At 34.5% G+C, this 26,879-nt stretch carries 20 protein-coding genes; 7 read left to right on the forward strand and 13 right to left on the reverse strand.

The annotated features are described in order from the left end of the window. Positions 1–131: 131 nt before the first annotated feature. The 13 genes from LAB100_RS11195 to dnaA form a co-directional block, all read right to left on the reverse strand. The gene (locus LAB100_RS11195; RefSeq protein WP_119327502.1) at positions 132–2,768 is read right to left on the reverse strand and encodes a DUF1542 domain-containing protein; all 2,637 of its coding nucleotides are present in this window, start codon (positions 2,766–2,768) and stop codon (positions 132–134) included. A 3-nt stretch (positions 2,769–2,771) separates the two neighbouring features. Further along, positions 2,772–3,092 carry a hypothetical protein gene (locus LAB100_RS11200; RefSeq protein WP_119327501.1) on the reverse strand — a complete coding sequence of 107 codons (321 nt, stop codon included), beginning with the start codon at positions 3,090–3,092 and terminating at the stop codon, positions 2,772–2,774. A gap of 499 nt (positions 3,093–3,591) precedes the next feature. Beyond that, positions 3,592–5,127, reverse strand: a complete 1,536-nt coding sequence (locus tag LAB100_RS11205; protein ID WP_119327500.1) for a hypothetical protein — start codon at positions 5,125–5,127, stop codon at positions 3,592–3,594. Between the two features lie 132 nt (positions 5,128–5,259). Beyond that, the gene (locus tag LAB100_RS11210) at positions 5,260–6,591 is read right to left on the reverse strand and encodes a hypothetical protein (protein ID WP_162894272.1); all 1,332 of its coding nucleotides are present in this window, start codon (positions 6,589–6,591) and stop codon (positions 5,260–5,262) included. A gap of 773 nt (positions 6,592–7,364) precedes the next feature. Next, positions 7,365–7,601, reverse strand: a complete 237-nt coding sequence (gene rpsR, locus LAB100_RS11215; RefSeq protein ID WP_010017915.1) for a 30S ribosomal protein S18 — start codon at positions 7,599–7,601, stop codon at positions 7,365–7,367. Between the two features lie 21 nt (positions 7,602–7,622). Continuing rightward, positions 7,623–8,228, reverse strand: coding sequence for a single-stranded DNA-binding protein (ssb, locus tag LAB100_RS11220; protein ID WP_119327498.1), 606 nt, complete (start codon positions 8,226–8,228; stop codon positions 7,623–7,625). A gap of 36 nt (positions 8,229–8,264) precedes the next feature. Continuing rightward, positions 8,265–8,561, reverse strand: coding sequence for a 30S ribosomal protein S6 (gene rpsF / locus LAB100_RS11225; protein ID WP_119327497.1), 297 nt, complete (start codon positions 8,559–8,561; stop codon positions 8,265–8,267). Positions 8,562–8,763: 202 nt separating this feature from the next. Further along, complete coding sequence (gyrA, locus tag LAB100_RS11230) at positions 8,764–11,247, reverse strand: DNA gyrase subunit A (RefSeq protein ID WP_119327496.1); 2,484 nt, start codon at positions 11,245–11,247, stop codon at positions 8,764–8,766. A 16-nt stretch (positions 11,248–11,263) separates the two neighbouring features. Then, entirely contained in the window at positions 11,264–13,213 is a 1,950-nt protein-coding gene (gene gyrB / locus LAB100_RS11235; RefSeq protein ID WP_119327495.1) for a DNA topoisomerase (ATP-hydrolyzing) subunit B, read from the reverse strand. Then, positions 13,213–14,334, reverse strand: a complete 1,122-nt coding sequence (gene recF / locus LAB100_RS11240) for a DNA replication/repair protein RecF (RefSeq protein WP_119327494.1) — start codon at positions 14,332–14,334, stop codon at positions 13,213–13,215. Before recF ends, gyrB begins: the two co-directional genes overlap by 1 nt. After that, positions 14,335–14,544: a S4 domain-containing protein YaaA gene (gene yaaA / locus LAB100_RS11245; RefSeq protein WP_119327493.1), complete on the reverse strand. Its 210-nt coding sequence runs from the start codon at positions 14,542–14,544 to the stop codon at positions 14,335–14,337. Positions 14,545–14,783: 239 nt separating this feature from the next. Beyond that, positions 14,784–15,920, reverse strand: coding sequence for a DNA polymerase III subunit beta (gene dnaN, locus LAB100_RS11250; protein WP_119327492.1), 1,137 nt, complete (start codon positions 15,918–15,920; stop codon positions 14,784–14,786). A gap of 158 nt (positions 15,921–16,078) precedes the next feature. After that, positions 16,079–17,455 (reverse strand): chromosomal replication initiator protein DnaA, encoded by a 1,377-nt coding sequence (gene dnaA / locus LAB100_RS11255; RefSeq protein WP_119327491.1) that lies wholly within the window; start codon positions 17,453–17,455, stop codon positions 16,079–16,081. Between the two features lie 501 nt (positions 17,456–17,956). Between dnaA and rpmH the strand changes: the two genes are divergently transcribed. From rpmH to LAB100_RS11290, 7 genes are all read left to right on the forward strand, one after another. After that, positions 17,957–18,097 carry a 50S ribosomal protein L34 gene (gene rpmH, locus LAB100_RS11260; RefSeq protein ID WP_025085419.1) on the forward strand — a complete coding sequence of 47 codons (141 nt, stop codon included), beginning with the start codon at positions 17,957–17,959 and terminating at the stop codon, positions 18,095–18,097. Positions 18,098–18,165: 68 nt separating this feature from the next. Next, the gene (gene rnpA, locus LAB100_RS11265) at positions 18,166–18,504 is read left to right on the forward strand and encodes a ribonuclease P protein component (protein WP_119327490.1); all 339 of its coding nucleotides are present in this window, start codon (positions 18,166–18,168) and stop codon (positions 18,502–18,504) included. Positions 18,505–18,538: 34 nt separating this feature from the next. Continuing rightward, entirely contained in the window at positions 18,539–19,381 is an 843-nt protein-coding gene (yidC, locus tag LAB100_RS11270; protein ID WP_119327489.1) for a membrane protein insertase YidC, read from the forward strand. 146 nt (positions 19,382–19,527) lie between these two features. Beyond that, positions 19,528–20,916, forward strand: coding sequence for a tRNA uridine-5-carboxymethylaminomethyl(34) synthesis GTPase MnmE (gene mnmE / locus LAB100_RS11275; RefSeq protein WP_119327488.1), 1,389 nt, complete (start codon positions 19,528–19,530; stop codon positions 20,914–20,916). Positions 20,917–20,931: 15 nt separating this feature from the next. Next, entirely contained in the window at positions 20,932–22,836 is a 1,905-nt protein-coding gene (gene mnmG, locus LAB100_RS11280) for a tRNA uridine-5-carboxymethylaminomethyl(34) synthesis enzyme MnmG (RefSeq protein ID WP_119327487.1), read from the forward strand. A gap of 216 nt (positions 22,837–23,052) precedes the next feature. Beyond that, complete coding sequence (locus tag LAB100_RS11285) at positions 23,053–25,587, forward strand: excinuclease ABC subunit UvrA (RefSeq protein WP_119327486.1); 2,535 nt, start codon at positions 23,053–23,055, stop codon at positions 25,585–25,587. A 14-nt stretch (positions 25,588–25,601) separates the two neighbouring features. Continuing rightward, the gene (locus tag LAB100_RS11290) at positions 25,602–26,510 is read left to right on the forward strand and encodes a Gfo/Idh/MocA family protein (RefSeq protein ID WP_119327485.1); all 909 of its coding nucleotides are present in this window, start codon (positions 25,602–25,604) and stop codon (positions 26,508–26,510) included. Positions 26,511–26,879 lie beyond the last annotated feature (369 nt).

A 26,879-nucleotide genomic window follows, 5' to 3' on the forward strand; every position in this document is an offset into this window, starting at 1 on the left:
TTGAAATTCATACTTAAACGACCATATTCCAGACACTTCATTGGAGTATGGCCGTTTTGTATATGGTTTTATACTATTTTTTTAACAGACGTTCCATACTCTTTTAGCATGTATGAAAATTAAAAATCTAATTACTTGATGTACACATCGGTTGCAGAAACAAATTCATTTGTAGCAACTCTGAAATATTTCCTTAAATTGTTATTAGATTGAGAAGTATTTGCATCCTTTTCTAAATAAGCAATTCTATCGGTATGCCATGCTGTGTCATGAGCTAATCCTCTATTGGCTATAGTCTCTCCTTGCGCATTGATCAAACGTGCATCTTTATTTGTATAAAGAGTGGCATCCAAACTAACATAGCGATAAACATCAGAAGCTTTAGCCCATTCATTTGTAGCAACTCTTAAATAGGATGTACCATTTATATTAATAACCTTGTCGCTGAACCAACAGCTGTCATAACCTAGCGCACGTGTTTTATCCCTGGTAACTTTATTATTAGAAATATTGAATAATTCAACCATTTTTACATTACTTGGAACGGCTACAGTTTGAGTTAAATCAATTGTTTTATTTTGCTCTACTGGAGTGTTTGCCCCACCGTTGCTTCCACCATTCCCATAGTTAGTATTAGTAATATGATCAGCATCAATGGCAGCTAATCCAGATTTTTCGGCACTAGAAACAGTGTCCAGATCATTGGCTTCGTTGATTGCTTTTTTAGCCTTAGTAGCGTCACTATCAACGTCATCCATTTGTTTTGATTTCTCTGAAGAAGTCAAAGTTTTATCTTCCGAAATAGCATTCTTAGTTACTTGGGCTTGATAGTCTATCGCATCATTAGCTTTATCCTTTGCCGCTTTTAAATCGCCAGGAAGATAATCAGTGTCAATAGCACTTAGCCCTTCACTTTCGGACCTTAAAATTTCATCTGAATTTTGAGCATTAGCAATTTTTTCCTTCGCTTTAGTAGCGTCTTCTTCTACATTTTTAATTTGAACAGATTTTTCATCAGAGCTTAAGCTATTGTCATTCAGAATCATATCTTTCACTTTGACAGCTCTTTCATCAATAGAATCTTGAGCTCTGTTTTTAATAGCATCTAAATCATTAGGTACATAATCAGTATCGATTGCAGCAATCCCAGCGTTTTGAGCACTTGAAACTTTATCGGCAGAATTAGCTGAATTGATATTATTTCTAGCACTCTTAGCATCATCATTTACTTTAGAAATTTGCTCGGCTTTTTCATCAGCAGTTAAAGTATTATCTTTAGAAATTGCATCAGTGACATTACTTAATTTCTCAGCAATTGCTTCAAGGGCCTTATTTTTAATATCATCTAAATTACCGGCAACATGATCAGCATCAATTGCATCTAAACCAGCATTCTCAGCATAAGAAATATCATCAACAGTAGTAGCGACATTGATATTATCTTTAGCATTCTGTGCATCCTTATCAACACTGGCCATCTGTGTGTTTTTTTCATCAGAAGTAAGCGTGCTATCATTGGAAATCATACTTTTAATTTTTGCGGCTTTTTCATCAATAGAATTGATAGCATTCTTTTTAGAAGCTTCTAAATCACCAGTTACGTGATCAGCATCGATTGCGGCCACTCCGGCATTCTCAGCTTTATAAATGTCGTCAGCTGTAGTTGCCTTACTAATATTTTCTTTGGCTGCAACAGCGTCTTTATCAACATTGGCAGTTTGAGAGGCTTTTTCGGAAGCACTTAAGGTATTATCAGCTGCAATATCGGCCTTAACTTTAGCAGCTTTTGCATCAATGATATCTTTGGAGGCTTGTTTAGAAGATGTAATGTTACCAGTTATATGATCGGCATCGATCGCACCTAATCCAGCATTCTCAGCCTTGTTAATATCGTCAGCTGTAGTAGCTTTACTAATATTTTCCTTAGCTGCAGCAGCATCTTTATCAACGTTTGCCGATTGTATTGCCTTTTGATCAGCGGTTAAAGTATTATCTTTAGATATAGTATCTTTTACTTCTTTAGCTTTTTGGTCAATTACATCGTTAGCATTTTGTTTGATAGTGTCCAAATTACCAGTTTTATGATCGGCATCAATTGTTGCGATACCATTACTTTGAGCATTGGCGACTTCATCAGAATTAGTAGCTTTATTAATATTATCTTTCGCTGTTGAAGCATCTTTATCAACATTGGAACTTTGGGTAGCTTTTTCAGCGGCACTTAATGAACCATCATTGGAAATCAAATCCTTTATACGGGCAGCTTCTTTATCAATGGCATCACTGGCATTCTGTTTCAAGTCAGATAATGAAACCTTATTAAAGTAATAATTTACAGTTACGGGTGACAATCCAATATAACCGCTTTCATTTTCAGCTTTTGAAAATATGTAACCAGGTAGAGTTTTATCTGCACTGACGGAATAGTTTTGCCCAGAATATTCCTGAATATTCTTTGAAAAGATTACTTTGTTACCATTGCTAGCATCTTTGTAGTTTATAGTGATTTTAGTTTCCTTTGGAAGCATGAAATTGGAACTATTTTTAGCAGTCATTCCATACCACTGATCAACAAAAGCGTCAGTGTTTACATTAGATAAATATACAGCCCTTAAAACTTTAAGTGATGCCTTACCACTACCATCAATATGGTAAGAACCATTATTATTTATTAATGAGCCATATACGTAATTTCCAAAACCGAGTAATTGAGGAGATGTGGTCAGAATTTTACGGTTAGTAACATTTCCCGATGAATCGTAACTCATAGTCTATGTTTGATGAGTATTAAGATTATAAGATACCAATAGATAATTCGGATAAACCACATTAGTATCCGGATTATTTACTTTATAAACACCAAGTGTGATTGTATTCTCTGTAGGATCATTTGCTAAATTATTATTTCTAGGTGACACAGTTACTTTGGCATTATCTAATGGATTTATAGTTGATTCCTGTGTATTAGATTCTGTAGCCGCAAGTGTATTTGTGGAATTAAAGGAAATTAAGCCATACGCTCCAAGAGCCAATCCTGTAACAGCAGAAAATATTAATTTATTTCTATTGAAATTATATTTATTATCCTTCATATTCATAACCCCCCATACATTTATAAACTGATTGTGCCTTGATAATAACACAAATTTTTATCCCATTTTAAATATTTTTGCAATATTTTAAAAATATATGTATTACAAAATGATAAAGCAAGAAAACCATTTTCCCAATTTAATCAATACTTTTAGTTTATTTCAGTTATGTATGAGTAACTTCAGGGAAATATTTCCTTTTAATTATTCGATTAAAAACATAATAATCATGTGTCATATTTATTATATTCAAATAAAATTCGAACCTTATTTAGAAATTTTTTTTGATAACATATACATATTTCTCTATGCAAAAAAACAGTTTTGCATAGAGAAGGCACATCCATCAAATTAATATTTAAGATAGAGATTTTCCAATTTTTATTGTTTTAAAAACTTAGTTTTAAATATAAAAAATCCTTTCATAATTTCATCCGAAAACCATGAAAGGATTACTTTGTACTTATTCTCTGCCATTTATTTATAGTGTCGTGAAATACTATAAACTGTCTGTTGCCGTCCAAGTTATCGTACTTGTATAGTTGCCAGAATAATTAACTCCATTACTTTTTAAATTTATTTTTTGAGGTCCATTTATCAAATCAAGATTTGTCGCGCCTCTATAGCTATCTGTGGTTTGTTGCTCTCTAATTAATGAATCAACATCGGTAATATTAAGAACATTATTCGCATCACTTATCTGTAAACCAAGGTCACCGTCATTTACTTTCACTTGATCTGTTTTAAAATCTGATGCTTTAGCCATTAATTTCCAATTATTAGTATGAGAAGGATCTCTATCATCATTAACAGTTACATTAAATTCTTTCGTTACCGGTACCTTTATCAAATGCGTATACGCAGGGATGGTTCCAAAATCTAAATTCTTAGTAACGTCTAAAGTCAAAGTGTTAGTTCCACCTACATTCAACACAGTAGCTGGCAAAAATGTAGTATCGTGAAAGACCGTTTCCGAAAATGGAGTAGTATTTGAATTCTTGTCAGTTAAGTAGATAACAACTTTATCATCGTTTAAAATTCCAGAGATATTGCTTATCTTCCAATTCCCGTCATTATCTACTGTCGTAGCATTGGAGTACACTGTATCAGCATCACCATTATGATGAATTATCTTCCAATTTAATGACGCTCCCGGTTCACCTGTACCTTCGATTTCTTTAGACCATTGAGAAATTTCCTTTACATTATTTTTTATTTTTACTGGATCAGGTGGTGTCCTATCTATAACCGTTTGTTCCTTATATTGATTATATTTTTCATTGTTAATATCTGTTTTTATGGCATTGTTTGAATTATAATCAGGATCATTTCTCCATAGTTTTAAAATTTTTATTTTAGTTCCTATTTCCAAATATTTTTTGTCACTATCAAAACTACTAACTGGTATTTTGATAGCACCATCAATTGTAGAAGTATTGTATTCGTAATATTTTTGATGCTGAATAGATGCTCCAACTGCATTTTTTGTAGTTCCATCTGGATAAGTCAATTGAACTTCAGCATAAACCTCGTTGTCATATGAAGGACGATATGCATTATTTTCAGCAGGCATTAAAGTTGGTACCCAAACATATGAATCCGCATTAGTTGGTTGATCAGGGGCATTCTTCACTTGCGCAGGTGATGTATTAGCTGTCATTCTTCCTAACTTCGATAGTCCTAAATTACTTCCTAGGAACTCTCTAAAACTGGCATCAGAAGAAGTTGTAGTGAACTTAGTAAAATTAACCCCAGAATAAGTAGCATTAACGTAATTCCAACTTTTAGTGGGAGATCCCTGAACATTTGATGTCGACAACCATACAGATAGTGGAATATTACCATGACTAAATTGACTAGTATTGGCACAGTTGAATAAAGTTCCACCCGCTCCCGTTCCGGTAGAAGCAGTATTCATAAAATCAAAATATCTGGGTACTTCCATATTAAAATTCAATATGTTTGAAGAATAGAAGATTGCATTACCAGGATAATATCCACGTGCTACAAAAGAAGTTCCATTACCAGCTGTCATATCAATTCTTGTTGATGAAGATATGGCCGGTCCATTATTTGCACTAATAAGAACCTGAGAATCTGTACCATCTAGTTTAAAAGAATTTGAATTTCCACCACCAGCATAATATATTCCTTGACCATCACTATCTCAAACTCCCGGACTTCCACTAGTTGAATTATTTATACAATTAAATTCAGCACCATTACTTACCGATATATTATTGCCACCACCATACATACGAATTCCATATGTATTAAGGGTTCCATTTTGATTAATTGAAACTTTAGCATGATTTTTTATATCAAATGTCATTTCCCCTGTCCATGCAAATCGGATAACTGCATTATTATTAGTTGATGCTCCCGAACGAGAAGCATTTAATTCAGTGCCTTCATCAGAGACATCAAAAGTACTTCCCACTCCGGATTCCGTTATAGCAGATCCATTAGGATTATTTACTGTAAACTTAGAATTTGAAGATAACATAATTTTGGTATTCTTTCCAAACAGATAAACTGGAGCGTTAAAATCTCCCTGATTTGTTTTGTCAACATTTACGTTTGAATTATTAGTCATTTTAAATGTCATACCTGTTTGAGTATAGGTCCCACTCGTACTGATAAAATAGTTTGAAGTTCCCGAGGGATAAGTTGATTTAACCGTCGAATTATCTATATTGATATTTTTCGTTAAACCGTCCGATGTAGAACTATAGTAAAAACCTCTGGAACTATCTGTAACTGTTGAATCCTTAATAGAAAGATCTCCACCTGATGATCCTCGAAATCTAATCGTAGGATTGGCACTTGTATTTTGTGTTACATAGTTGGCATTGGTAAAACTTAAATTGGTATAAATATTACTAGTATTCAAAATTGACCCGGTTAAAGAACCTATCCCAGAAAATATAATTTCAGCATTCGAAGTGGCTCTTAACATGGCTGACCCAGTTGAGTTAATTGATGCATCAACAAAATTAATTTGATAATTGTTAGTATTCAAATATCTACTAGACATATCTATACTGTGTCCATTAAAGACAACGACTTTATTATTTTGAAAACTAACCCTATTGTTAGCAGCCTTTAAATCAACACCAATAATTATTTTTCCCACCGATGTGTTACTGGCGGCATCAATAAAATCTTGCCAGCTATTAACAGTAACAGAATCACCATCAACATTTAATACCGGATCACTAGATTTTGATTGTACTCTAAGACTTCTTAACTCAGTATTAATTTTTTCGTTTTTTAAATCAAAATCACCTAATTTTTCTATTTGATCCCAAAAATCCGTTTTATAGGGCTGATTCACCTCAACACTATCCACATTTTCACTTAAATTTAATGTTTGAGATATACCTTCTAAAGCGTCTGCTTTCACAATCTTAGTATTTGCTATTAAACAAAAGAACACTATCGATAAATAAAATAGAAATACTATTAATTTATTAATATATATTTTTTTAATAAACACAAGATCACCGCCTATACTGTAGAATTTAAAGATTGATGTTTACTAATTCACATAAAAATATCATGATATATATTTATGAATTACCTCATCAGTGACAAAATATCCTTATTGGAAACACAATTGATTTTTTATGAATATTTATACTTTGCATAATTACTACTGTTATTAAATCGATTGTCTCTTGATAATATCATAGTTTTTGGCTTCTTTTTAGCAATTTTTTAATTATTAAAATTTATATAGGCTATATTTTGATAAAAATTTGAAATAAAAATATTGATTTTGTCATTTTCATCATTATATTATTCAATAATTTAGACAAATATCATCTATTAAATGAATTTGAATAGAATGGCAATATTAATTCGAATATTTATTTTGAAATATAAAATACGATATTTTTCTCTCGAAACACCATTATCATAATCTTCCTTTGATTTTTAATTAATAATCAAAATATTATAAAGATAAATTTAAATTATAAATCTATTGAGTTATCATCATAAATATTCGATTAAATATATAATAATTGCGTGATTTATTCTTTAGGTTTAATATGATTCGAATCTTATTTACACTTAATATATTTTTATATAACAACCTGAATTTTTTCTCTATATGACTTCTTTTAATTCTCAAGCTTATCAATTGCTTGTTTTATTGTTAATTTCATGGCATACAAAAAAATAAGATTCCAGAAGAATACTGGAATCTTATTTTTTAATTGAATATTCAATTATTCATATCTAAATTAGATTTGAAGTTATAAAGAATTAGTCTTCAGCAACGAATGGTAATAGAGCCATGATTCTTGCTCTCTTGATAGCTACAGTAAGCTTACGTTGGTTCTTAGCACTTGTACCTGTAACACGTCTTGGCAAAATCTTACCACGTTCTGAGATAAATCTCTTTAGTAATTCTGTATCTTTGTAATCGATGTATTCGATATGGTTAGCAGCGATGAAGTCAACTTTACGTCTTCTACGTCCGCCTCTTCTTTGTTGGGCCATTATTGATTGCTCCCTTCTATATTAAAATGGTAAATCATCATCAGAAATGTCAATCGGTTTACTTTTATCAGCAAAAGGATCGCCATTATTGTTGTTAGAATTGTTAGATTGATTATTGTTATTTGAGTTGTTGTTACTATTGTTATAATTACCACTGTTACCAGCACTATTATTGCTGTAACTGTTGTTATTACTGTTATTGTTTCCGAATGGAGACTGATTTGATTGATTAGAATTATTGTTGTAGCTAGGTGCTTGATTAGCATTTGAATAATTACCGTTGCCAGAATCTCTTCTTTCACTTTCGGCACGAGATTCAAGTAACGAGAAGTTTTCTACAATAACATCCGTTCTATAAACTCTTTGTCCTTGTTGATTATCATATGAACTTGTTTGAATACGTCCATCAATACCAACAAGTGAACCCTTTTTAGTGAAATTAACAAAATTCTCGGCGGCTTTTCTCCAAATAGTACAACCGATAAAATCAGCTTCACGTTCTCCTTGAGAATTGGTAAATTGTCGATTGACAGCAACTGTAAAACTTGCAACTGCTGCGCCATTGGCAGTATATCTCAATTCAGGATCACGTGTCAGGCGTCCAACTAAAACTACTCGATTAATCATTAATCTGCCTCCTTAAATGTTTCACGTGAAACAAGACTAGTCTTCGCGTCTAACGATCATGTGACGAAGAATGTTATCTTCAATCTTTGAAAGACGGTCGAATTCGTTGATTGCTTCATCGTTGTCAGCATCTACGTTGATGATATGGTAGATACCTTCTTTGTAGTTAGCAATTTCATATGCTAAACGTTTCTTTTCCCAGTCTTTTGAGTCGATTACTTTGGCGCCGTTGTCAGTAAGGATCTTATCGAAACGATCGATCAATACCTTCTTTGCGTCTTCTTCCATATCAGGTTTAATGATATATGTGATTTCGTAATGTGCTTCAGCCATGACTGTACACCTCCTTATGGTCTAATGGTTCTAATTAAAGAACAAGGAGCATAAATTAACTTCATTTTATACTCACGAAATATAATTTTATCATAAATGCCTTGTAAATACTAGAATGAATTTCAATAAAAAAATCGTTTCTGCCTGACACGCATCCCTAATTGGATACATATCTAAACTACGCAGAAACGATTTACTTTATTTATTCATTTGTTTGTTCTGAAGAATCAGTGTCTGAATCATCATCAGATGAATCTGAATCGTCATCAGCAATTTTAGCCATTGTTGAAACAATTGCATCATCATCAACTTTGATTAATCTAACACCTAATGTTGCACGGCCTGTTTGTGAAACGCTTTGAACGTCAAAACGAATCATAACACCCTTATTAGTGATCAACATAATATCCTCATCACCATCAACTACTGTTAATCCGGCAATAGGTCCATTTTTCTCAGTAACGTTGGCAGTCTTAATACCTTTACCACCACGTCCCTTGACTGGATACTCGCTGACAGAGGTTCTCTTACCATATCCCTTTTCGGAAATAGTTAGAATCTCTTGTCCTGATTCAGCAATTGAAGAGCCAACTACATAATCTTCTTCACGTAATTTAATACCACGTACACCAGCAGCAGTTCTTCCCATTGGACGAACATCACTTTCACTGAAAGTTACGGCATAACCCTTGTGAGTTCCAATAATGATAACTTTATCACCATCAGTTAGGAAGACATTATTCAACTCGTCCTCATCTTTCAAGGTGATAGCACGTAGACCTGAATGTCTGATATTTGCAAAATCACTTACAGGAGTGCGTTTTACAGTTCCATATTTGGTTACAAAGAACAAGTATGAGTTGTCAGGATCGACATCTTTATCAACATTGATAACTGTTTCGATCTTTTCGCCCTTTTCGATATTCAACAAGTTAATAACTGGAATCCCTTTGGCTGTACGACCATATTCGGGGACCTCATAACCCTTGATTCGATAGACTTTACCAGCGTTGGTGAAGAATAATAGTCGATCATGAGTAGATGTATAAATCATTTGTTCAATGAAATCATCATCATGAACTCCCATTCCTTGAACACCACGGCCACCACGATTTTGAACACGGAATTCATCCGCTGACAAACGTTTAATGTACCCATTATGTGTCAAGACAACCAAGATGTTTTCTTCTTCAATCAAATCTTCATCTTCGATGTTAGCTACTTCACTGGCACGAATTTCAGTTCTTCTAGGATCTCCAAATTTATCTTGAATTTCAAGCAATTCATCATAAATGATTTTGTCAACACGTTCAGGTTTAGCCAAAATATCTTGAAAATCAGCAATTTTAACTAACAACTCTTGATATTCAGCTTCAACCTTTTCACGTTCCAAACCAGTCAAACGAACCAAACGCATATCAAGGATAGCTTGCGATTGTTTATCTGATAGCTTGTATTTATCCATCAAAGTTTGCTTAGCAACAGCTGATGTTTGTGAACCTCTGATGATACTGATGATTTCATCAATATGATCCAACGCAATTCTCAAACCTTCAAGAATGTGAGCTCTAGCTTGAGCACGTCTTAATTCAAATTCAGTTCTTCTTCTAATAACAACTTCCTGGTGCTTCAAGTATTCAACCAAAATACCTTTAAGTGAAAAGACTTTTGGTGTCTTACCAACGATAGCAACCATGTTGATACCATAAGAAATTTGTAATTGAGTTAATTTGTATAAATTATTCAAAACCACTGAGGCACTCATATCACGACGAACGTCAATAACGATACGCATACCTTCACGGTCAGATTCATCATTCAAGTCAGTAATACCTTCAAGCTTCTTTTCACGAGCTAATTCAGCGATTCTCTCAACTAATTTAGCCTTGTTGACCATGTATGGAAGCTCAGTAACGATAATCTGTTCAGCACCACTCTTCTTCGTGATAACGTCAACTTTAGCACGAAGAATAATAGTTCCCTTACCATTTTCGTAAGCCTTTCTGATACCAGAACGACCCATGATAATTCCGCCAGTTGGAAAATCTGGTCCCGGGATAACTTTCATCAAATCAGCAACCGTTGCATCTTTATTTCTCATCAAAATGTGCAAAGCATCGATAACTTCTTTTAAGTTATGTGATGGGATATTAGTTGTCATACCAACAGCAATACCAGTAGCCCCATTGACCAAAAGGTTAGGGAATCTTGCTGGAAGAACCATTGGTTCTTTTTCTTCACCATCATAGTTAGGTACAAGATCAACAGTATCCTTGTTAATATCACGCAACATTTCAACTGCCATCTTGCTCATTCTAGCTTCGGTATAACGCATAGCAGCAGGTGGATCACCATCAATTGATCCAAAGTTTCCGTGTCCGTCAACTAATGGATAACGATAACTGAAATCCTGAGCCATTCTTACCATTGATTCATAAATAGCCGAATCCCCATGAGGGTGATATTTACCCATAATATCACCAACGAAACGGGCACTCTTCTTGTATGGTTTGTCAGGTGTAACACCTAATTCATTCATACCATAAAGAATACGGCGATGAACTGGTTTGAGACCATCACGAACGTCAGGTAACGCACGTGACACGATAACACTGGCAGCGTAGTCAACGAATGAGTTCTTCATGACTTCAGTCAGGTTAACATTTTCTATTCTATGATCTGCCATTAAATTGCCATCCTCCCTAGTAATCTACTTCTGCATAACGCGCATTTGCTTCAATGAACTCTCTTCTAGGTTCAACTTTATCACCCATCAACATTGAGAAAATCTCATTAGCTTCAATAGCATCATCAAGGTTAACCCGGTCCAATCTTCTCTTATCAGGATCCATTGTTGTTTCCCATAGTTGATCGGCATCCATTTCACCAAGACCCTTGTAACGTTGGATCTTTGGTTCTGGCTTTGGTGGTAATTGTTCAACAAAGTCATCTTTTTCTTTATCAGTATCAAAGTATCTCATCATCTTACCTTGGCGAACTTGATACAAAGGTGGCTTAGCGATATAAACGTATCCTGCATCAACAACCGGACGCATATATCTATAAAGTAAAGTCAAAAGTAAAGTTCTGATATGGGCACCATCGACATCGGCATCGGTCATAATAATAACCTTGTGATATCTAGCTTTGGAAATATCGAAATCTTCTCCAAAACCAGTTCCCATAGCTGTAAATAACGTTCTAATTTCTTCATTGGCTAAAATCTTATCCATTGAAGCTTTTTCAACGTTTAAAATCTTACCTCTAATTGGCAAAATAGCTTGAGTCAAACGTGAACGACCAGTTTTAGCAGAACCACCGGCTGAATCACCCTCGACGATAAATAATTCTGATATTTCAGGATCTTTACTTGAATTATCAGCTAATTTACCTGGCAAGTTACTAATTTCCAATCCATTTTGCTTTCTAGTTACTTCACGAGCACGTTTAGCAGCTAGACGTGCCTTAGTAGCAAGAGAACCTTTTTCAACGATCTTCTTAGCTACACCAGGGTTTTCCATCAAGAACTTGGAGAAGTGTTCACTGAACAAGCGATCAGTAATTGTTCTAGCATCACTATTACCAAGTTTAGTTTTAGTTTGACCTTCAAATTGTGGATCAGGATGCTTGATAGAAACGACAGCAGTCATCCCTTCACGAACATCTTCACCAGATAATTTTTCAGTATCTTTTAATAATTTATTTTTGTGAGCGTAATCGTTAATAACACGTGTTAAAGCGGTCTTGAAACCAACTTCATGGGTACCACCTTCATAAGTGTGGATATTATTAGCGAAAGTCATCAAGTTAGTATGATATTCATCGGTATATTGCAAGGAAACTTCAACAGTTATTCCGTCTTGGAAACCTTCAAGATAAATTGGTTCATCAAATAGAACTTCCTTATCCTTATCCATGTATTCAACGTAACTTCTGATACCACCTTCATAGTGGAAAACTAATTTTTCAGCAGTATCAGCTCTTTTATCAGTAAATGTAAGTTTTAAACCTTTATTTAAGAAAGCCAATTCACGAATTCTAGTTGTTAAAACCTTATCATCGTAAACTGTAGTTTCAGTAAAGATATCTGGATCAGGAACAAAATGAACACGCGTACCATGTTCAAATTCTTCAGCATCGCCTAAAACATGCATTGCATGATTGACTTTGCCACGCTTGAAGTCGATACCATAACGTTTACCGGCACGGACAACTTCAACGTCCAATTCACTACTTAAGGCGTTAACAACTGAGGCACCAACACCATGAAGTCCACCAGATACTTTGTATCCGCCACCGCCGAATTTACCACCAGCGTGCAAAATTGTATAAACCGTTTCAAGAGCGGGCTTTCCAGTTTTCTTTTGAATATCGACCGGAATACCACGTCCATCATCGGTAACTGTAATGGAGTTATCTGGTTCAACAGTAACTTCGATCTTTGTAGCGAAACCAGCTAGAGCTTCATCAATACCATTATCAATAATTTCCCAAACAAGATGGTGTAAACCTTGCTTACTAGTAGAACCGATATACATACCGGGACGTTTACGAACAGCCTCTAGTCCTTCAAGAACTTGAATTTGACTCGCGTCATATTCTTCGACTTTTTCTTCTTTCTTTTCCAGCTCAGCTTTTCTGTCTTCAGCCATTAAATCTCCTCCTGTTGAACTTTGCCATTATTAATATTTAAAATATTAGGATTCTTAACCAATTCCGGATCGACATCATCTATTGAAGTCGTCGTAATGAAAGTTTGAATTCCATTTTTAATTGACGACAAAAGATGTGTCTGTCTCTTATGATCCAATTCTGATAAAACATCATCCAATAATAAAATTGGATAATCCCCTACCTGATCTTTAATCAACTCAACCTCTGCCAACTTCAAACTCAATGCGACTGAACGTTGCTGACCTTGAGATCCGAAATCTTGAACATTTTTATCATTGACCATGAATTTAATATCATCACGATGAGGACCAAAAAGCGTTACTCCACGTTGAATTTCTTTTTGATAACTTTTTTTGAAATTTTCTTTGAAAATATTATAGATATTTTCAAGGGTTTTTCCGTCAGTCTTGAAAAATGTGTTGTAAACAATTTTTAACTTTTCATTGTCCTCAGTTATATTTGCATGAATATTTTCAATATGACTTTGTAACTTTTGTAAAAATTGTAAACGCGAAAAAATAACTTCCGCACAATACGCTGAGAATTGATCTGATAAAACATCTAAATAAATCATATCGTGAGCTTGATGATGCTGAAGTTTTTTTAAATAAGCATTTCTCTGTTTTAAAACTGATCGAAACTGGCTCATCGTCTTCAAATACTGCGCCGACATTTGGCCAAATTCCATATCAATGAATTTGCGACGAATTCCTGGATTACCTTTCACAATTGAAAGATCCTCTGGAGAAAAAAGAACAACATTTAAATTACCAATGTAACTGGATAATTTACGTTGCTCTAAATTATTCAATTTGGCTTTTTTTCCAGACTTACTTATGACCAGATCCAATTTCAGACGACTGGAATTATCCTTGATCACTGTTCCTGAAATTCTTGCAAAATCACTGCCCCATCTAATTAAATCCTTGTCATTTGATGTTCGATGGCTTCTCGTCAAAGCTAAAAAATACATAGCCTCTAATAAATTGGTCTTGCCTTGAGCATTCTCTCCCAAAAAAACATTGATTGCGGGTGAAAAATTGACTTGTAAGGATTCATAGTTGCGGTAATTTTGAAGTTTAAGTTCTTTTACAAACATTTATTCAATTTCAAAAGTTTGATCACCGACAACCACAACATCCCCAGTGCGTAATTTCTTACCACGACGATCTTCAGGACTGCCATTAACAAGGACTGAATTTTCTCTCAAGAACCATTTGGCTTGACCACCAGTTGCAATGACTCCCTCATCTTTTAAAAGTTGACCTAAAGTAATAAATTCAGTTTCTAGTTTAATTTTTTCAGACATAGTTAACACCCTATTTATTAGATTTATCCATTAATGACATATCAATATTATAGTTGTTTTCACAATAAAAGACAACTTAGAACGAAATATCAGGCGATTTGAGCAATTTTTTAAATAATGAGTATCCACCCACTAAAATTACCTTAAAAAAGTCCCAACGCTAAATTACGGCGTTTAATTATATAAAGTAAAAAAAAATAGGCTGAACCGAAAGTTCAGTCTATTTTTGCTATTTCACATTAAAATGTTCGTACTGGAGTAATAAGTTGAACAAAATTATCACGATTTTCCATTGGTCTTAAAGTAAATGGATGTAATGGTGATGTAAAACTCATTTCAATAGTTGTGTTACTTCCGAACGATCTCAAAGCATCTTTCAAATAATCAGGATTAAAGGATATCTCTAAATCATTTCCTTCAAGATTTTCAAAATCAAGAACTTCCTCAACAGTACCAACCTCTGGTGAGTTTCCATAAAGGGTAGCCTTTTTATCAACAGCCTTGATTTCTAATTTGATGACATTATTTCTACTTTCATGAGAAAGCAATGAAGCACGTTCAACTGATGCTAATAGTTTTGATGAATCAAAGGTTAAACGAGTATTGGATTCATCAGGTATCAAACGATCAGTTTCAGGATATCTTCCGTCAAGTAATCTTGAATAGAACATGATATTGTCAAAACTGAAAAGAACTTGGTTTTCAGAGATTGACATTGAGATTTCTTTAACAGAATCACTGATAGTTCTAACTAGTTCTGTCAAACTCTTACCAGGAATGATTAAGTTGTAGTCTTCGTCACTAGTAATATCGATTTTACGTTGTGCTAAACGATGGCTATCAGTAGCAACAGCTGTTAAACCTTCACTCGTGATTAAAAAATTAACACCAGTTAAAACTGGACGACTTTCTTGAGTTGATACAGCAATAACAGTTTGATTAACAACTTCTTTGAAAACATCAGTTGGCAAAACCAATTGATTATCAGTTTCAACATCAGGAAGGTGTGGATAATTTACAGCATCTAAACCATTAATAGTAAATTCTGAAACACCTGATTTAATTAAAGTCTGATTATTGTTTAAAACTTCTAGTTCAAAATTGTCACCGGGAAGTTTTTTGATAATTTCATTAAAGAATCTAGCTGGTAAGACAATTGAACCTGTGCTTTCAATTTTTAGTTCATTATCAGCATCTTCTTTAGAAATAAACGAAGTAATTGAAATATCAGAATTGCTTCCTGTGATAGTTAGACCAGATTCTGAAAGATCCAATTTCATTCCTGTCAAAATAGGAATAGTTGTCTTTGTCGAAATCGCTCTTTGAACGTTACTTGTTTGGTTAATGAATTTTGATCGATCAATAGAAAATTTCATTAGTTAACTCCCTTTTTAATTAATTAATATAAAGATAGAAGTAGTAGTAGGCACTGTGAAAACTGTGGAAAACTATTCTAACACTAGACGTACTTTGAAAAAATCATGTTATTAACAGCTGTGGAAAACTTTGGGAAAAACTAAAAGTTATAAACATGTTAATTTCTGAGGTCATCTTTTAGTTCATTGACCGAGCGTTTTAAATCGGCATCTTTAATGACTAACTCGGATATTTTATCACATGAATGCATAACAGTAGTATGATCTTTACCGCCAAATTCCATACCAATTTGAGGAAGAGATCGATCTGTTAGTTCACGTGCCAGATACATCGCGATTTGTCGAGGAACTACGATTGACTTAACACGTTTCTTTCCTTTTAAGTCTTGAACAGAAACATGATAATATTTGGCGACTTTGCTTTGAATTTTAGCAACAGATAACCCTTTTTTATCATTAGATAGTTTAAAGACTTTCAAAGCATCAGCCGCAACTGATTTTGTAATATCAGTATTTTTAGTCGTTGAATAAGCCTGAACGCGTATTAGAGCGCCTTCAAGCTCACGGACATTAGTATCAACTTGTGCCGCAATATAAGATAAGGTGTCATTTGGAATTTCTAAGTGTTCTGCCTTAGCTTTATTACGTAAAATGGCAATTCTAGTTTCAAGATCTGGTGCCGTGATGTCAGCCGACAAACCGCTGGTAAATCTTGAGACTAATCTGGCTTGTAATTTAGGGATTTCGTTAGGTAAACGATCTGATGTCATTACGATTTGTTTACCATTTTCATAGAGCTCATTAAATGTATGGAAAAATTCTTCTTGGGTACCCTCTTTTTCAGCGAAGAATTGAATATCATCTATTAATAGTAGATCGACGTTTCTATATTCTTGTCTGAAATCATCTTGAGTTCTCATTTGAATTGAATTAATAAAGTCATTAGCGAAAGTTTCACTAGTAACGTATTTAACTTTTGCAAGTGGGTCTAGTTTGATCATTTGATGACCTATTGCTTGCATCAAGTGAGTTTTTCCTAAACCAACACCACCATAGATAAATAGTGGATTATATACTCCACCTGGATCTTCGGCAGCAGCTAAAGCTGCTGCATGTGCCATTTGATTACCGCTACCAACAATAAAAGAAGAAAAAGTATATTTCGGATTCAAATGGGAATTATGAAATACGTGTTTTGGTTGAGCTGTTTCAGTAGGAGTTTCAACCTGGGGAGCAATTGTTTGCTCCTCTTTTTTTGTGGCTTCTTCATCATTTTCGATTATTGGATTAAGTTCAATTCCGTTTAATTCATATGAGTAAATAGCAATTTTTTCTGTATAGTTGCGTTCCCAATAATCTTTATGAAGTTTAGTTGGGACAGAAATATAAATGTTATTTCCGTCAATGTATAAGGGATTAGCACTTTCAACCCAAGTTGAATAGCTAACAGGAGTTAATTGGGATCTGAGTTTACTTGTAAAGTAATCCCAAAATTTGGTTAGCTTTGGATCAGTTGAGTTATTTATATTTTGCAATTATTTCCCCCCAATCTTTAGTTGTGGATAAGTTTTTCCCTAAAATGACATTCTATAGTTTATCATTCTATTAAATAGTTTTCCACAGAACACACGTTTAAATTTGGAGTAAATAACAACAGGTAATTTATAAATACACAACCTTGTGGAAAATAAAATGAACTAATTATTATTAACATAGTTATCCACAATTAACAAGCTTGAAAACCCCTTGTTTTAGCCTGTTACATACAAAAAACAAGAATTCAACAGATCCTGTGGAAAACTAAAGCACAGTGAAAAAAACCGTTGGAAAAGTTTGTTTAAACTCTTGTGGAAAAAATAAGTTGTCAAATAGCTCCACAAATTATCCACAATGGAAATTGCGAAAAACTTTCTAAAAAAACTTGCATTAATAGGAAATTAGTTATTTAAAAAGTTGGCATAACATGATATTATAGTTAAGCAATTGTCTGAAGAAGTGAATATTTTAAAGATAAAAATAAGTCAGGAGGTTTATTGATGACTACAAAGAGAACATATCAACCAAAGAAGCGTCACCGTGAACGCGTCCATGGTTTCATGAAAAGAATGAGTACAAGTAATGGTCGCAAAGTTTTAGCAAGACGCCGTAAAAAGGGTCGTAAAGTATTATCAGCTTAGTTTTGAAGGATCACTAAACAAATTTGGTGGTCTTTTTTTATTACAAAACGAGAGTAGTCTGGTGACATATGAGAAAAAGCTATCGTATAAAAAAAGAAAATGAATTTCAGTATGTCTATTCTAATGGGGATTCAGTTGCTAATCGTAACTTTGTTCTTTATAAGATGCCGAAAGATCAAAAACATTGGCGAGTTGGTTTGTCAGTGGGTAAAAAGGTTTCTCATACTGCGGTTGGACGTAATCGTATTAAGAGATACGTTCGTCAATCATTATTGGAATTGAAACCTGAAATTCCGGCAAGTTTAGATTTCTTGATTATTGCAAGAAAACCGGCTGTAGATTTGGACATGTTTGAAACAAAGAAAAATATTGTACATTTATTGAAATTAGGTAAAGTATTAAATTAGGGTCGAAAATTATAATTAATTAATAGGTGTAAACGTGAATAAAAAAAGCTTGAAGAAATACATAGGTATAGCACTAATGCTTAGTGTTGTCTTAGTTTTAGCTGGATGTTCAAACCTTAATGAACCAATTACAAGCCAAAGCACAGGATTTTGGGATCACTACGTAATTTATAGTTTCTCAAGATTTATCCTTTGGTTGGCTTCACTGGTTGGTAATAGTTATGGTTGGGCAATCATCATCTTCACACTGATTATTAGAGTTATTTTGTTGCCATTAAACTGGTTCCAAATCAGAAGTATGAATAAGCAAATGAAGATCCAGCCACAAATGCAGGCTCTTCAAAAGAAATATTCTGCTAAAGATGTTGATACACAACAAAAATTACGGGAAGAAACACAAAAGCTATATAGTGAAGCCGGAGTAAATCCAGTAGCTGGATGTTTACCATTGGTAGTTCAGTTACCTGTTATGTTTGCTTTGTACCAAGCCATTTATAAGACAACGCAATTGCGTGATGGTAGTTTCTTATGGATGCAGCTAGGTAAGGCTGATCCATATTACATTATGGCTATTTTAGCGGCTGTATTTACTTTCTTAAGTACTTACATTTCTAGCTACTCACAGCCAACGCAAAATGCGACGACAAAGATCATGACTTGGGTCATGCCAATCTTTATCTTCGTACCCGCATTAACGTTCCCATCAGCTATTACAATTTATTGGGTTATCACTAATGCATTCCAAGTTCTACAGACATTGGCTTTCCAAAACCCATTCAAGTATCGTCGTGAACAACGCGAAGCTGAAGAGGCAGAGAAAGAAAAACAACGTCGTCTTAGAAAAGCTAAGAAGCGTGTTTATAAAAATCGTAAATAATTGACAATCGATAAAAATCTGGTTAAGATGTTTTAGAAATTGTTCATATATTTTATATATAGAAAAGTAGTCAAGGTGCTTTTCCGTCAAAACATTGGCGGATTATGCACTTTTTTTATGCTCAAAATAGAGAAGGGAGCTCATTTATGGCAAGTGCAGAGAATGAATATGATACAATTGCAGCCATTTCAACACCTCCTGGGGAAGGTGCTATCTCCATTGTTCGTTTGTCTGGAGATCAAGCTGTTGAAGTAGCTAAGAAAATTTTTAAGGGCCGTGACTTAGAAAAAGTTGCTAGTCACACAATAAATTACGGACATATTATTGATCCTGCTAATGGAAATTTAGTTGATGAAGTTATGGTTTCAGTAATGCGTGCCCCTAAGACGTTTACCCGTGAAGATGTAGTTGAAATCAATACCCACGGGGGTATAGTTGCAACCAATAAAGTACTTCAATTATTGCTTGGTTATGGAGCAAGAATGGCCGAACCAGGTGAATTTACTAAACGTGCCTTTTTAAATGGTCGAATTGATCTAACTCAAGCAGAATCAGTTATGGATTTGATTCGTGCAAAAACTGATAAAGCTATGCAAGTAGCTGTAAATCAATTGGACGGTAATCTTCATCATTTGATTTCTAATTTGCGTCAAGAAATCCTGGATTCTTTAGCTCAAGTTGAAGTTAATATTGATTATCCAGAATACGACACTGATCAAATGACGACTAACATGTTATTAGAAAAGGCTAAGACAGTTAGCTCTAGTATTGATAGTCTTTTGAAGACAGCTGATAGTGGTGAGATTTTACAACATGGTTTAGCAACCGCAATTGTCGGTAAACCAAATGTTGGTAAGTCTAGCTTATTGAACCGTCTTTTGGATGAGGAAAAAGCGATTGTTACTGATGTTGCTGGAACAACTCGGGATGTCGTTGAGCAGTACGTCAATATTGATGGTGTTCCTTTGAAGTTGATCGATACGGCCGGAATTCGTGATACTGAAGATAAGGTTGAAAAAATTGGTGTAGAACGTTCTAAGACTGCCCTAAAGGGTGCCGACTTAGTAATTCTTGTACTTGATTCTAGTCGTGAGCTTGAAGAAGACGATCTTGAATTACTTGATGCGACTGCCAATAAACGTCGAATCATTATTTTTAATAAGAATGATTTGATGCCAGTGATAACTCCTAATTCAGTTGTTCAATTAAAAGCTGACGATATTATTTTACAAACCTCAGCAATTAAAAATGATGGTATTGAAACTATTAAACAAACAATCAGTAAGATTTTTAATGCTGGAATTGAAGATAATAGCAGCAATGTTATTATTACAAGCGCTCGTCAAGCTGGTTTGCTACGTAAAGCTAAAAATAGCCTGAATGACGTTATTTCGGGGATTGAGGCAGGAATGCCTATCGACCTTGTTCAAATTGATATGACGGCTTGCTGGGATACTCTTGGCGAAATTACCGGTGAAAGTTATCAAGATGAATTGATCACACAATTATTCTCACAATTCTGTTTAGGAAAATAGGTATAGGTGTAAAAAATGGAAATTAAGGAATTTGATTCAGAAACTTATGACGTCATTGTCGTAGGTGCTGGTCATGCTGGTTCTGAAGCCGCATTGGCCGCAGCAAGAATGGGTGAAAAAACTTTACTCGTTACAATTAATTTGGATATGGTAGCCTTTATGCCATGTAATCCATCTGTTGGTGGTCCCGCTAAGGGAATCGTTGTCCGTGAAATCGATGCTTTGGGTGGCGAAATGGGTCGTAATATTGATAAGACTTATATTCAAATGAGAATGTTGAATACTGGTAAAGGTCCTGCAGTTCGTGCTTTACGTGCACAAGCTGATAAGAACATGTATCACCGAGTTATGAAGGACACATTGGAAAATGAACCTAATTTGACATTACGTCAGGGTATGGCCGAAAAATTAATCGTTGAAGATGGCGTCTGCAAAGGTATCGTTACAGCAACAGGTGCTAAATATCACGCTAAGTCAGTTGTTTTAACTGCTGGTACATCTTCAAGAGGGAAAATCATTATTGGTGAGTTGATGTATTCATCAGGTCCTAATAACAGTATTCCTTCAATTAAACTCTCTGAAGATCTTGAAAAACATGGTTTTAAGTTGACTCGTTTTAAGACTGGTACACCACCACGTGTTAATAAGAATACAATTAACTTCGATGACACTATCGAACAACCTGGTGATAAAGAACCAAATCATTTTTCATTTGAAACACCAGATTCAAGTTATCTTCAACATCAAATCTCATGCTGGATGACTTATACTAATGCTGAAACACACAAGATCATTCGTGAAAATCTTGATCGTGCACCAATGTTTTCCGGTGTAATTAAAGGTGTTGGACCAAGATATTGTCCTTCAATCGAAGATAAGATTGTTCGTTTTGCCGATAAACCAAGACATCAAATTTTCTTAGAGCCAGAAGGTAAAGATACTCAAGAGTATTATGTTGGTGATTTTTCAACATCAATGCCTGAAGAGGTTCAATTAAAGATGCTTCATTCAGTAGCTGGATTGGAAAATGCTAAATTGATGCGTCCAGGATATGCTATTGAATATGATGTTATTGAACCATGGCAATTGAAATTGAATCTAGAAACTAAGGTTGTAAAGAATCTCTTTACTGCTGGTCAAATGAACGGTACTTCGGGTTATGAAGAAGCAGCTGGGCAAGGAATTATGGCTGGAATCAATGCTGCTTTACGTGCTGAAGGTAAAGATCCATTTATATTACGTCGTGATGAAGCATATATTGGTGTTTTAATCGATGATTTAGTAACTAAGGGAACTAATGAACCATATCGTCTTTTGACAAGTCGTGCTGAATATCGTTTGATTTTACGTCACGATAATGCTGATCTACGTTTAACAGACTATGGTTATAACTTAGGTTTGATCAATCAGGACCGTTATGACGTCTTTAAAGAAAAACGTCAAACAATCAAGGTTGAACTAGAACGTCTTTCACACAAGATGATTACTCCTAAACAAGCATTACCATTTTTGAAGGCACATGATTTAAAGCCTTTAAAAGATGGAGTTTTGGCTGATCATTTCTTGAGAAGACCAGAAGTTCATTACACAGATATCATTGATATGGTTGGAGAAGCTGACTATCCAGTTGATCGTCGTGTTGCCGAACAAGTAGAGATTGCTACTAAATATGACGGTTATATCAAGAAGGAAAAGATGCGTATTGAGCGTCTCAAGAAGATGGAATCAAAGAAGATTCCTGAAAGAATTGATTATACTAAAATTGATAGTTTAGCTACTGAAGCAGTTCAAAAGTTAAGTAAGATCAATCCTCAAACAATTGCCCAAGCAAGTCGTATTAGTGGGGTCAACCCAGCTGATATTGGTATTTTGAGTGTTTATATTGAACAAGGTAAAATTGCTAAAGTACCTGCTAAATAATAAAATAACGGCATCAATTAAGAGTTTATAGGCGATAAGCCTCGATCTCTTGATTGATGCCGTTTTAGTTTGCTTTTATATTTTCAGAAGATTAGTTATCGTACGATAAATGAAATTCACTAATCGTTATAACGCTACGAATAGAATGAAATGCTTTGAAATTTAAATATATCTCTTAAATGTTATAATCGAATTCATCGAGGGAAGAGGGAAATTATGACAATTAGACATAAAAACTATATTCCAGATAACATTGAGGTTTTCGGAGCCAATGCCAATAATTTAAAGAATATTGATGTAGAGATACCGTTGAATTCTTTTGTGGCTATTACTGGTGTTTCTGGTTCGGGAAAATCTTCTTTAGCGATGGATACAATTTACGCCGAAGGAGCCCGAAAGTATTTAAATGCATTATCCACTTATACAAGAAGAAGAATTACTCAAATGGGGCGTTCTGATGTTAAAGATATTAAGAACTTGCCATCAACGATTGCTTTGCGCCAAAGACCAGTAGTTCCAAGTGTGCGTTCGACTGTCGGTACAATGACAGAAAGTTTGAATATATTAAGATTGATGTATTCAAGATTAGCTTCAGTTGTTTGTCCTAATGGTCATCGACTAGAGCCCACTCTAAAAATATCTGAAGTGATGGATCTGCCATCGACTGATGAAGAGATGGGGATGATGACCTGTCCGGTTTGTGGTGCTAAATTTATGGCCTTTAGTGCTGAAGACTTCGCCTTTAATTCTGAAGGTGCTTGTCCAACTTGTCAGGGGACAGGATTCTTAAAAGAAATTGAATTAGATAAGATCATTCCTGACCAAAATCTTTCAATTGATGAAGGAGCAATTAGGTCGTGGAATTTGCCCGGACGAACACTTCAAAAAGATATTATTAAGGAATTAGGTGTTAGAACTAATATTCCATTTAAAGATTTGACTGATAAAGAAAAAGATATTGTCATAAACGGCAAAGAACAAAAAAAAGAAATCTTGGTACCTACTAAAACGGGACGTTCTTTTAGATTAAATGCTTTGTACGAAAATGCCATTACGGCTGTTAAAAATAGTTTAAAGAGTACCAAGAACGAAAATACTTTAACTCGTTTGGAAAGATTTTATTCTGAAAAAGTATGTCCTGATTGTCATGGTAGTCGCTTTAATCCTAAATTGTTTAGCAATGAATTAGTAGGTAAGAATATTGCTGAAGTTAGTCAATTCACGATTTCTCAATTACGAGATTTTTGCCAAGAGATTATGGATTGGTTGCCTGAAGATATGCAAGCTTTGGGTAAAAATTTGACAACAGAATTATTAGATCTTTTGTCACCGATTGTCGACTTAGGATTAAATTATTTATCGATTGCACGAGCCGGAAATACTCTTTCAACTGGTGAACTACAAAGAATTCAATTGGCACGAACGATTCGTAATCAAATGACCGGAGTTCTTTATGTTTTGGATGAGCCTAGTGTTGGATTACATCCAGCTAATGTTTCTGGCTTGATCAAAATTTTACGAGAATTGGTTAAATTGGGTAATTCTTTAATAGTTGTTGATCATGATACAAGTATTATCGCAGCAGCTGACTATGTAATAGAGATAGGTCCTGATTCAGGAAAAGATGGTGGTCAGGTTATTACTCATGGAACAGTTCCTGAAATAGAGAACCATCCTGACTCAGTTATTCAGCCCTATTTGACAGGAAAAGCCAATATTATTAAACATAGTCAAAGTGAACCATTCACTAAAGGTGAAATTGATATTCAGATAGGCGATCGCTATAACATTCATGATATGACGGCCAAATTTAGTAAAGAGTCACTTAATGTTGTGTCAGGGATGTCAGGTTCTGGTAAGACTACTTTGATTTTTGAAAGTCTTTTGCCAGCGTTACAAGATAAGATTGAAGGTGAAGCACTGCCTAAATTCGTTAAATCAGTCGATACGGCCGATTTAAAAAATATCGTTAAAGTCGATTCAGTACCAATAGGAAAAAATGTTCGCTCAACGGTTGGCACTTATACAAAGATCCTGGATCACTTGAGAAAATTATTTGCAGAATTACCAGAAGCCAAGGCTAAAAAATTTACACCAACTTATTTTTCATATAATAACAAGCAAGGTGCTTGTCCAAACTGTGGTGGAACAGGTGTTATTACATTAGATATTCAATATTTACCAGATATGGTACAGACTTGTCCGGTCTGCCATGGAAATCGCTATAAGAAAGATATTTTGGATATTACTTGGCATGGTAAGAATATAGCTGAAATATTGGATATGTCTGTTAAAGAAGCAGCAGAGTTCTTTGAGGATGTTCCAAATATTAAAAATACTTTAGATGTATTGATCAACATTGGTTTGAGTTATCTCAAATTGGGTGAAAGTACACCAACTTTATCTGGTGGTGAAGCACAGCGCCTTAAATTGGTAACTTACATGAAGAAAAGTCAGAAGAATCAACTATTTGTTTTCGATGAACCTAGTGTAGGTTTGCATCCAAAAGATGTTGGTGTGTTGATGGATGTCTTTAACAGGCTTCTTAAAAAGCACGCTACAATTATTGTTATTGAGCATGATTTAGATATTATTGCCAATGCTGATTATATTAATGATTTAGGTCCCGAAGGTGGGATCAACGGTGGTAAGATTGTAGCAACGGGTAATCCGAAAGCGATTGCAGATAATCCAGATAGTTTAACTGGTAAATATCTAAAAGAGCATTTAAAACTGTTTAATGAATATTAATCTGAGGTGATAGTATGGAAAAAATTGGTGTAATTGGTTTAGGAAATATTGCACAAAAGGCTTATTTGCCAGTTATGGCAACTTTGCAAGATAAGTATGAATGGCATCTGACAACTAGGAATAAAGCTAAGGGTGAAATGCTTGAAAAAAAGTATGGATTTAAACATTTTCATCAAACTTTAACAGAGTTGATAGAAGAAAAACCATTGGCTGTTTTTGTTCATACGCCAACTCAGACACATTTTGAAATTATCAAACAGTTGTTGGAAAATGAGATTAATGTCTACGTTGATAAACCAGTTTCTGAAGATTTATCAGAAGTTAAAGAGTTGTATAAATTAGCATCAGAGAAAAATCTTATATTAACTTGTGGTTTTAATCGTCGATTTGCGCCATTTAATCAAGCATTAAAACAAATTGGAGATAAAAGAACGATAGTCTCAGAGAAGATTCGTGAAAATGCAGTACAACCGGCTAAATTTGCCATCTTTGATCTAATGATTCATTCAGTTGATACGGCTGTTTACTTGATGGATGAGAAAATAAAAGATATCAATAACTTTTTAGTTACTAATGATGGTAATTTAGAACAAGGGTATATTACTTTAACCGGAGAAAAAAGTCAGGCTCAGATTATTACTAATATGATCGGTGGTAGCAACCTTGAATTGACAACAGTACAAGGCAATCAGACACGTCAAGTCGTAACTGATTTGGGACGTCTAGAAACCTATCAAACTGGGGTTATAACACAGACATCGTGCCCAGATTGGGAGAATACTTTAGTAACTAGAGGCTTTGATCCAATTATTAAAGCCTTTCTAAGGGCAGTTTCTACGAATGCTGAAAATCCAGTTAGTCCGGAATCAGCAATTTTAAGTCATGAGTTATGTTTCAATCTGGCGAATTCTTTACAGAACTAATCTATTAAGAAAGACTACTATATATTGTGGCGAACGTATGTATCTATACAATATGTTCCATGTGAAACAATGCAAAATAAAATACTACAGCCGCAAGGGTTACAAGCATTTTATTTTATCGATGCGTACTTAGATTAATTAAAAGATTGACTTCCAGTGTTGAACCGTGCGATACTACATGACGGTGCCAAACCGAGGTAAGGGTAGAAGGTTGGCGCGAAAGCGTTTGGAAAATCGTCGCACCTTACCACTTGGAGAATTCTGCAGATGTGTGGAATTCTCCTTTTTTCTGCCATTAGTCAATAGAGAACATGATATTGTTGGGTTCTCTATTTTGATATTGGGATATAGATAAGAGTCAGAGGATTC

This window comes from Companilactobacillus musae (assembly GCF_003967595.1).
Lineage (GTDB): Bacteria > Bacillota > Bacilli > Lactobacillales > Lactobacillaceae > Companilactobacillus > Companilactobacillus musae.

Excerpts from the sequence above, each read along its gene's own strand:
- LAB100_RS11195 (WP_119327502.1), bottom strand. The coding sequence starts at position 2,768 with ATGAGTTACGATTCATCGGGAAATGTTACTAACCGTAAAATTCTGACC.
- LAB100_RS11200 (WP_119327501.1), bottom strand. The coding sequence starts at position 3,092 with ATGAAGGATAATAAATATAATTTCAATAGAAATAAATTAATATTTTCT.
- LAB100_RS11205 (WP_119327500.1), bottom strand. The coding sequence starts at position 5,127 with ATGACAGCTGGTAATGGAACTTCTTTTGTAGCACGTGGATATTATCCT.
- rpsR (WP_010017915.1), bottom strand. The coding sequence starts at position 7,601 with ATGGCCCAACAAAGAAGAGGCGGACGTAGAAGACGTAAAGTTGACTTC.
- ssb (WP_119327498.1), bottom strand. The coding sequence starts at position 8,228 with ATGATTAATCGAGTAGTTTTAGTTGGACGCCTGACACGTGATCCTGAA.
- rpsF (WP_119327497.1), bottom strand. The coding sequence starts at position 8,561 with ATGGCTGAAGCACATTACGAAATCACATATATCATTAAACCTGATATG.
- gyrA (WP_119327496.1), bottom strand. The coding sequence starts at position 11,247 with ATGGCAGATCATAGAATAGAAAATGTTAACCTGACTGAAGTCATGAAG.
- gyrB (WP_119327495.1), bottom strand. The coding sequence starts at position 13,213 with ATGGCTGAAGACAGAAAAGCTGAGCTGGAAAAGAAAGAAGAAAAAGTC.
- recF (WP_119327494.1), bottom strand. The coding sequence starts at position 14,334 with ATGTTTGTAAAAGAACTTAAACTTCAAAATTACCGCAACTATGAATCC.
- yaaA (WP_119327493.1), bottom strand. The coding sequence starts at position 14,544 with ATGTCTGAAAAAATTAAACTAGAAACTGAATTTATTACTTTAGGTCAA.
- dnaN (WP_119327492.1), bottom strand. The coding sequence starts at position 15,920 with ATGAAATTTTCTATTGATCGATCAAAATTCATTAACCAAACAAGTAAC.
- rpmH (WP_025085419.1), top strand. The coding sequence starts at position 17,957 with ATGACTACAAAGAGAACATATCAACCAAAGAAGCGTCACCGTGAACGC.
- rnpA (WP_119327490.1), top strand. The coding sequence starts at position 18,166 with ATGAGAAAAAGCTATCGTATAAAAAAAGAAAATGAATTTCAGTATGTC.
- mnmE (WP_119327488.1), top strand. The coding sequence starts at position 19,528 with ATGGCAAGTGCAGAGAATGAATATGATACAATTGCAGCCATTTCAACA.
- mnmG (WP_119327487.1), top strand. The coding sequence starts at position 20,932 with ATGGAAATTAAGGAATTTGATTCAGAAACTTATGACGTCATTGTCGTA.
- LAB100_RS11285 (WP_119327486.1), top strand. The coding sequence starts at position 23,053 with ATGACAATTAGACATAAAAACTATATTCCAGATAACATTGAGGTTTTC.
- LAB100_RS11290 (WP_119327485.1), top strand. The coding sequence starts at position 25,602 with ATGGAAAAAATTGGTGTAATTGGTTTAGGAAATATTGCACAAAAGGCT.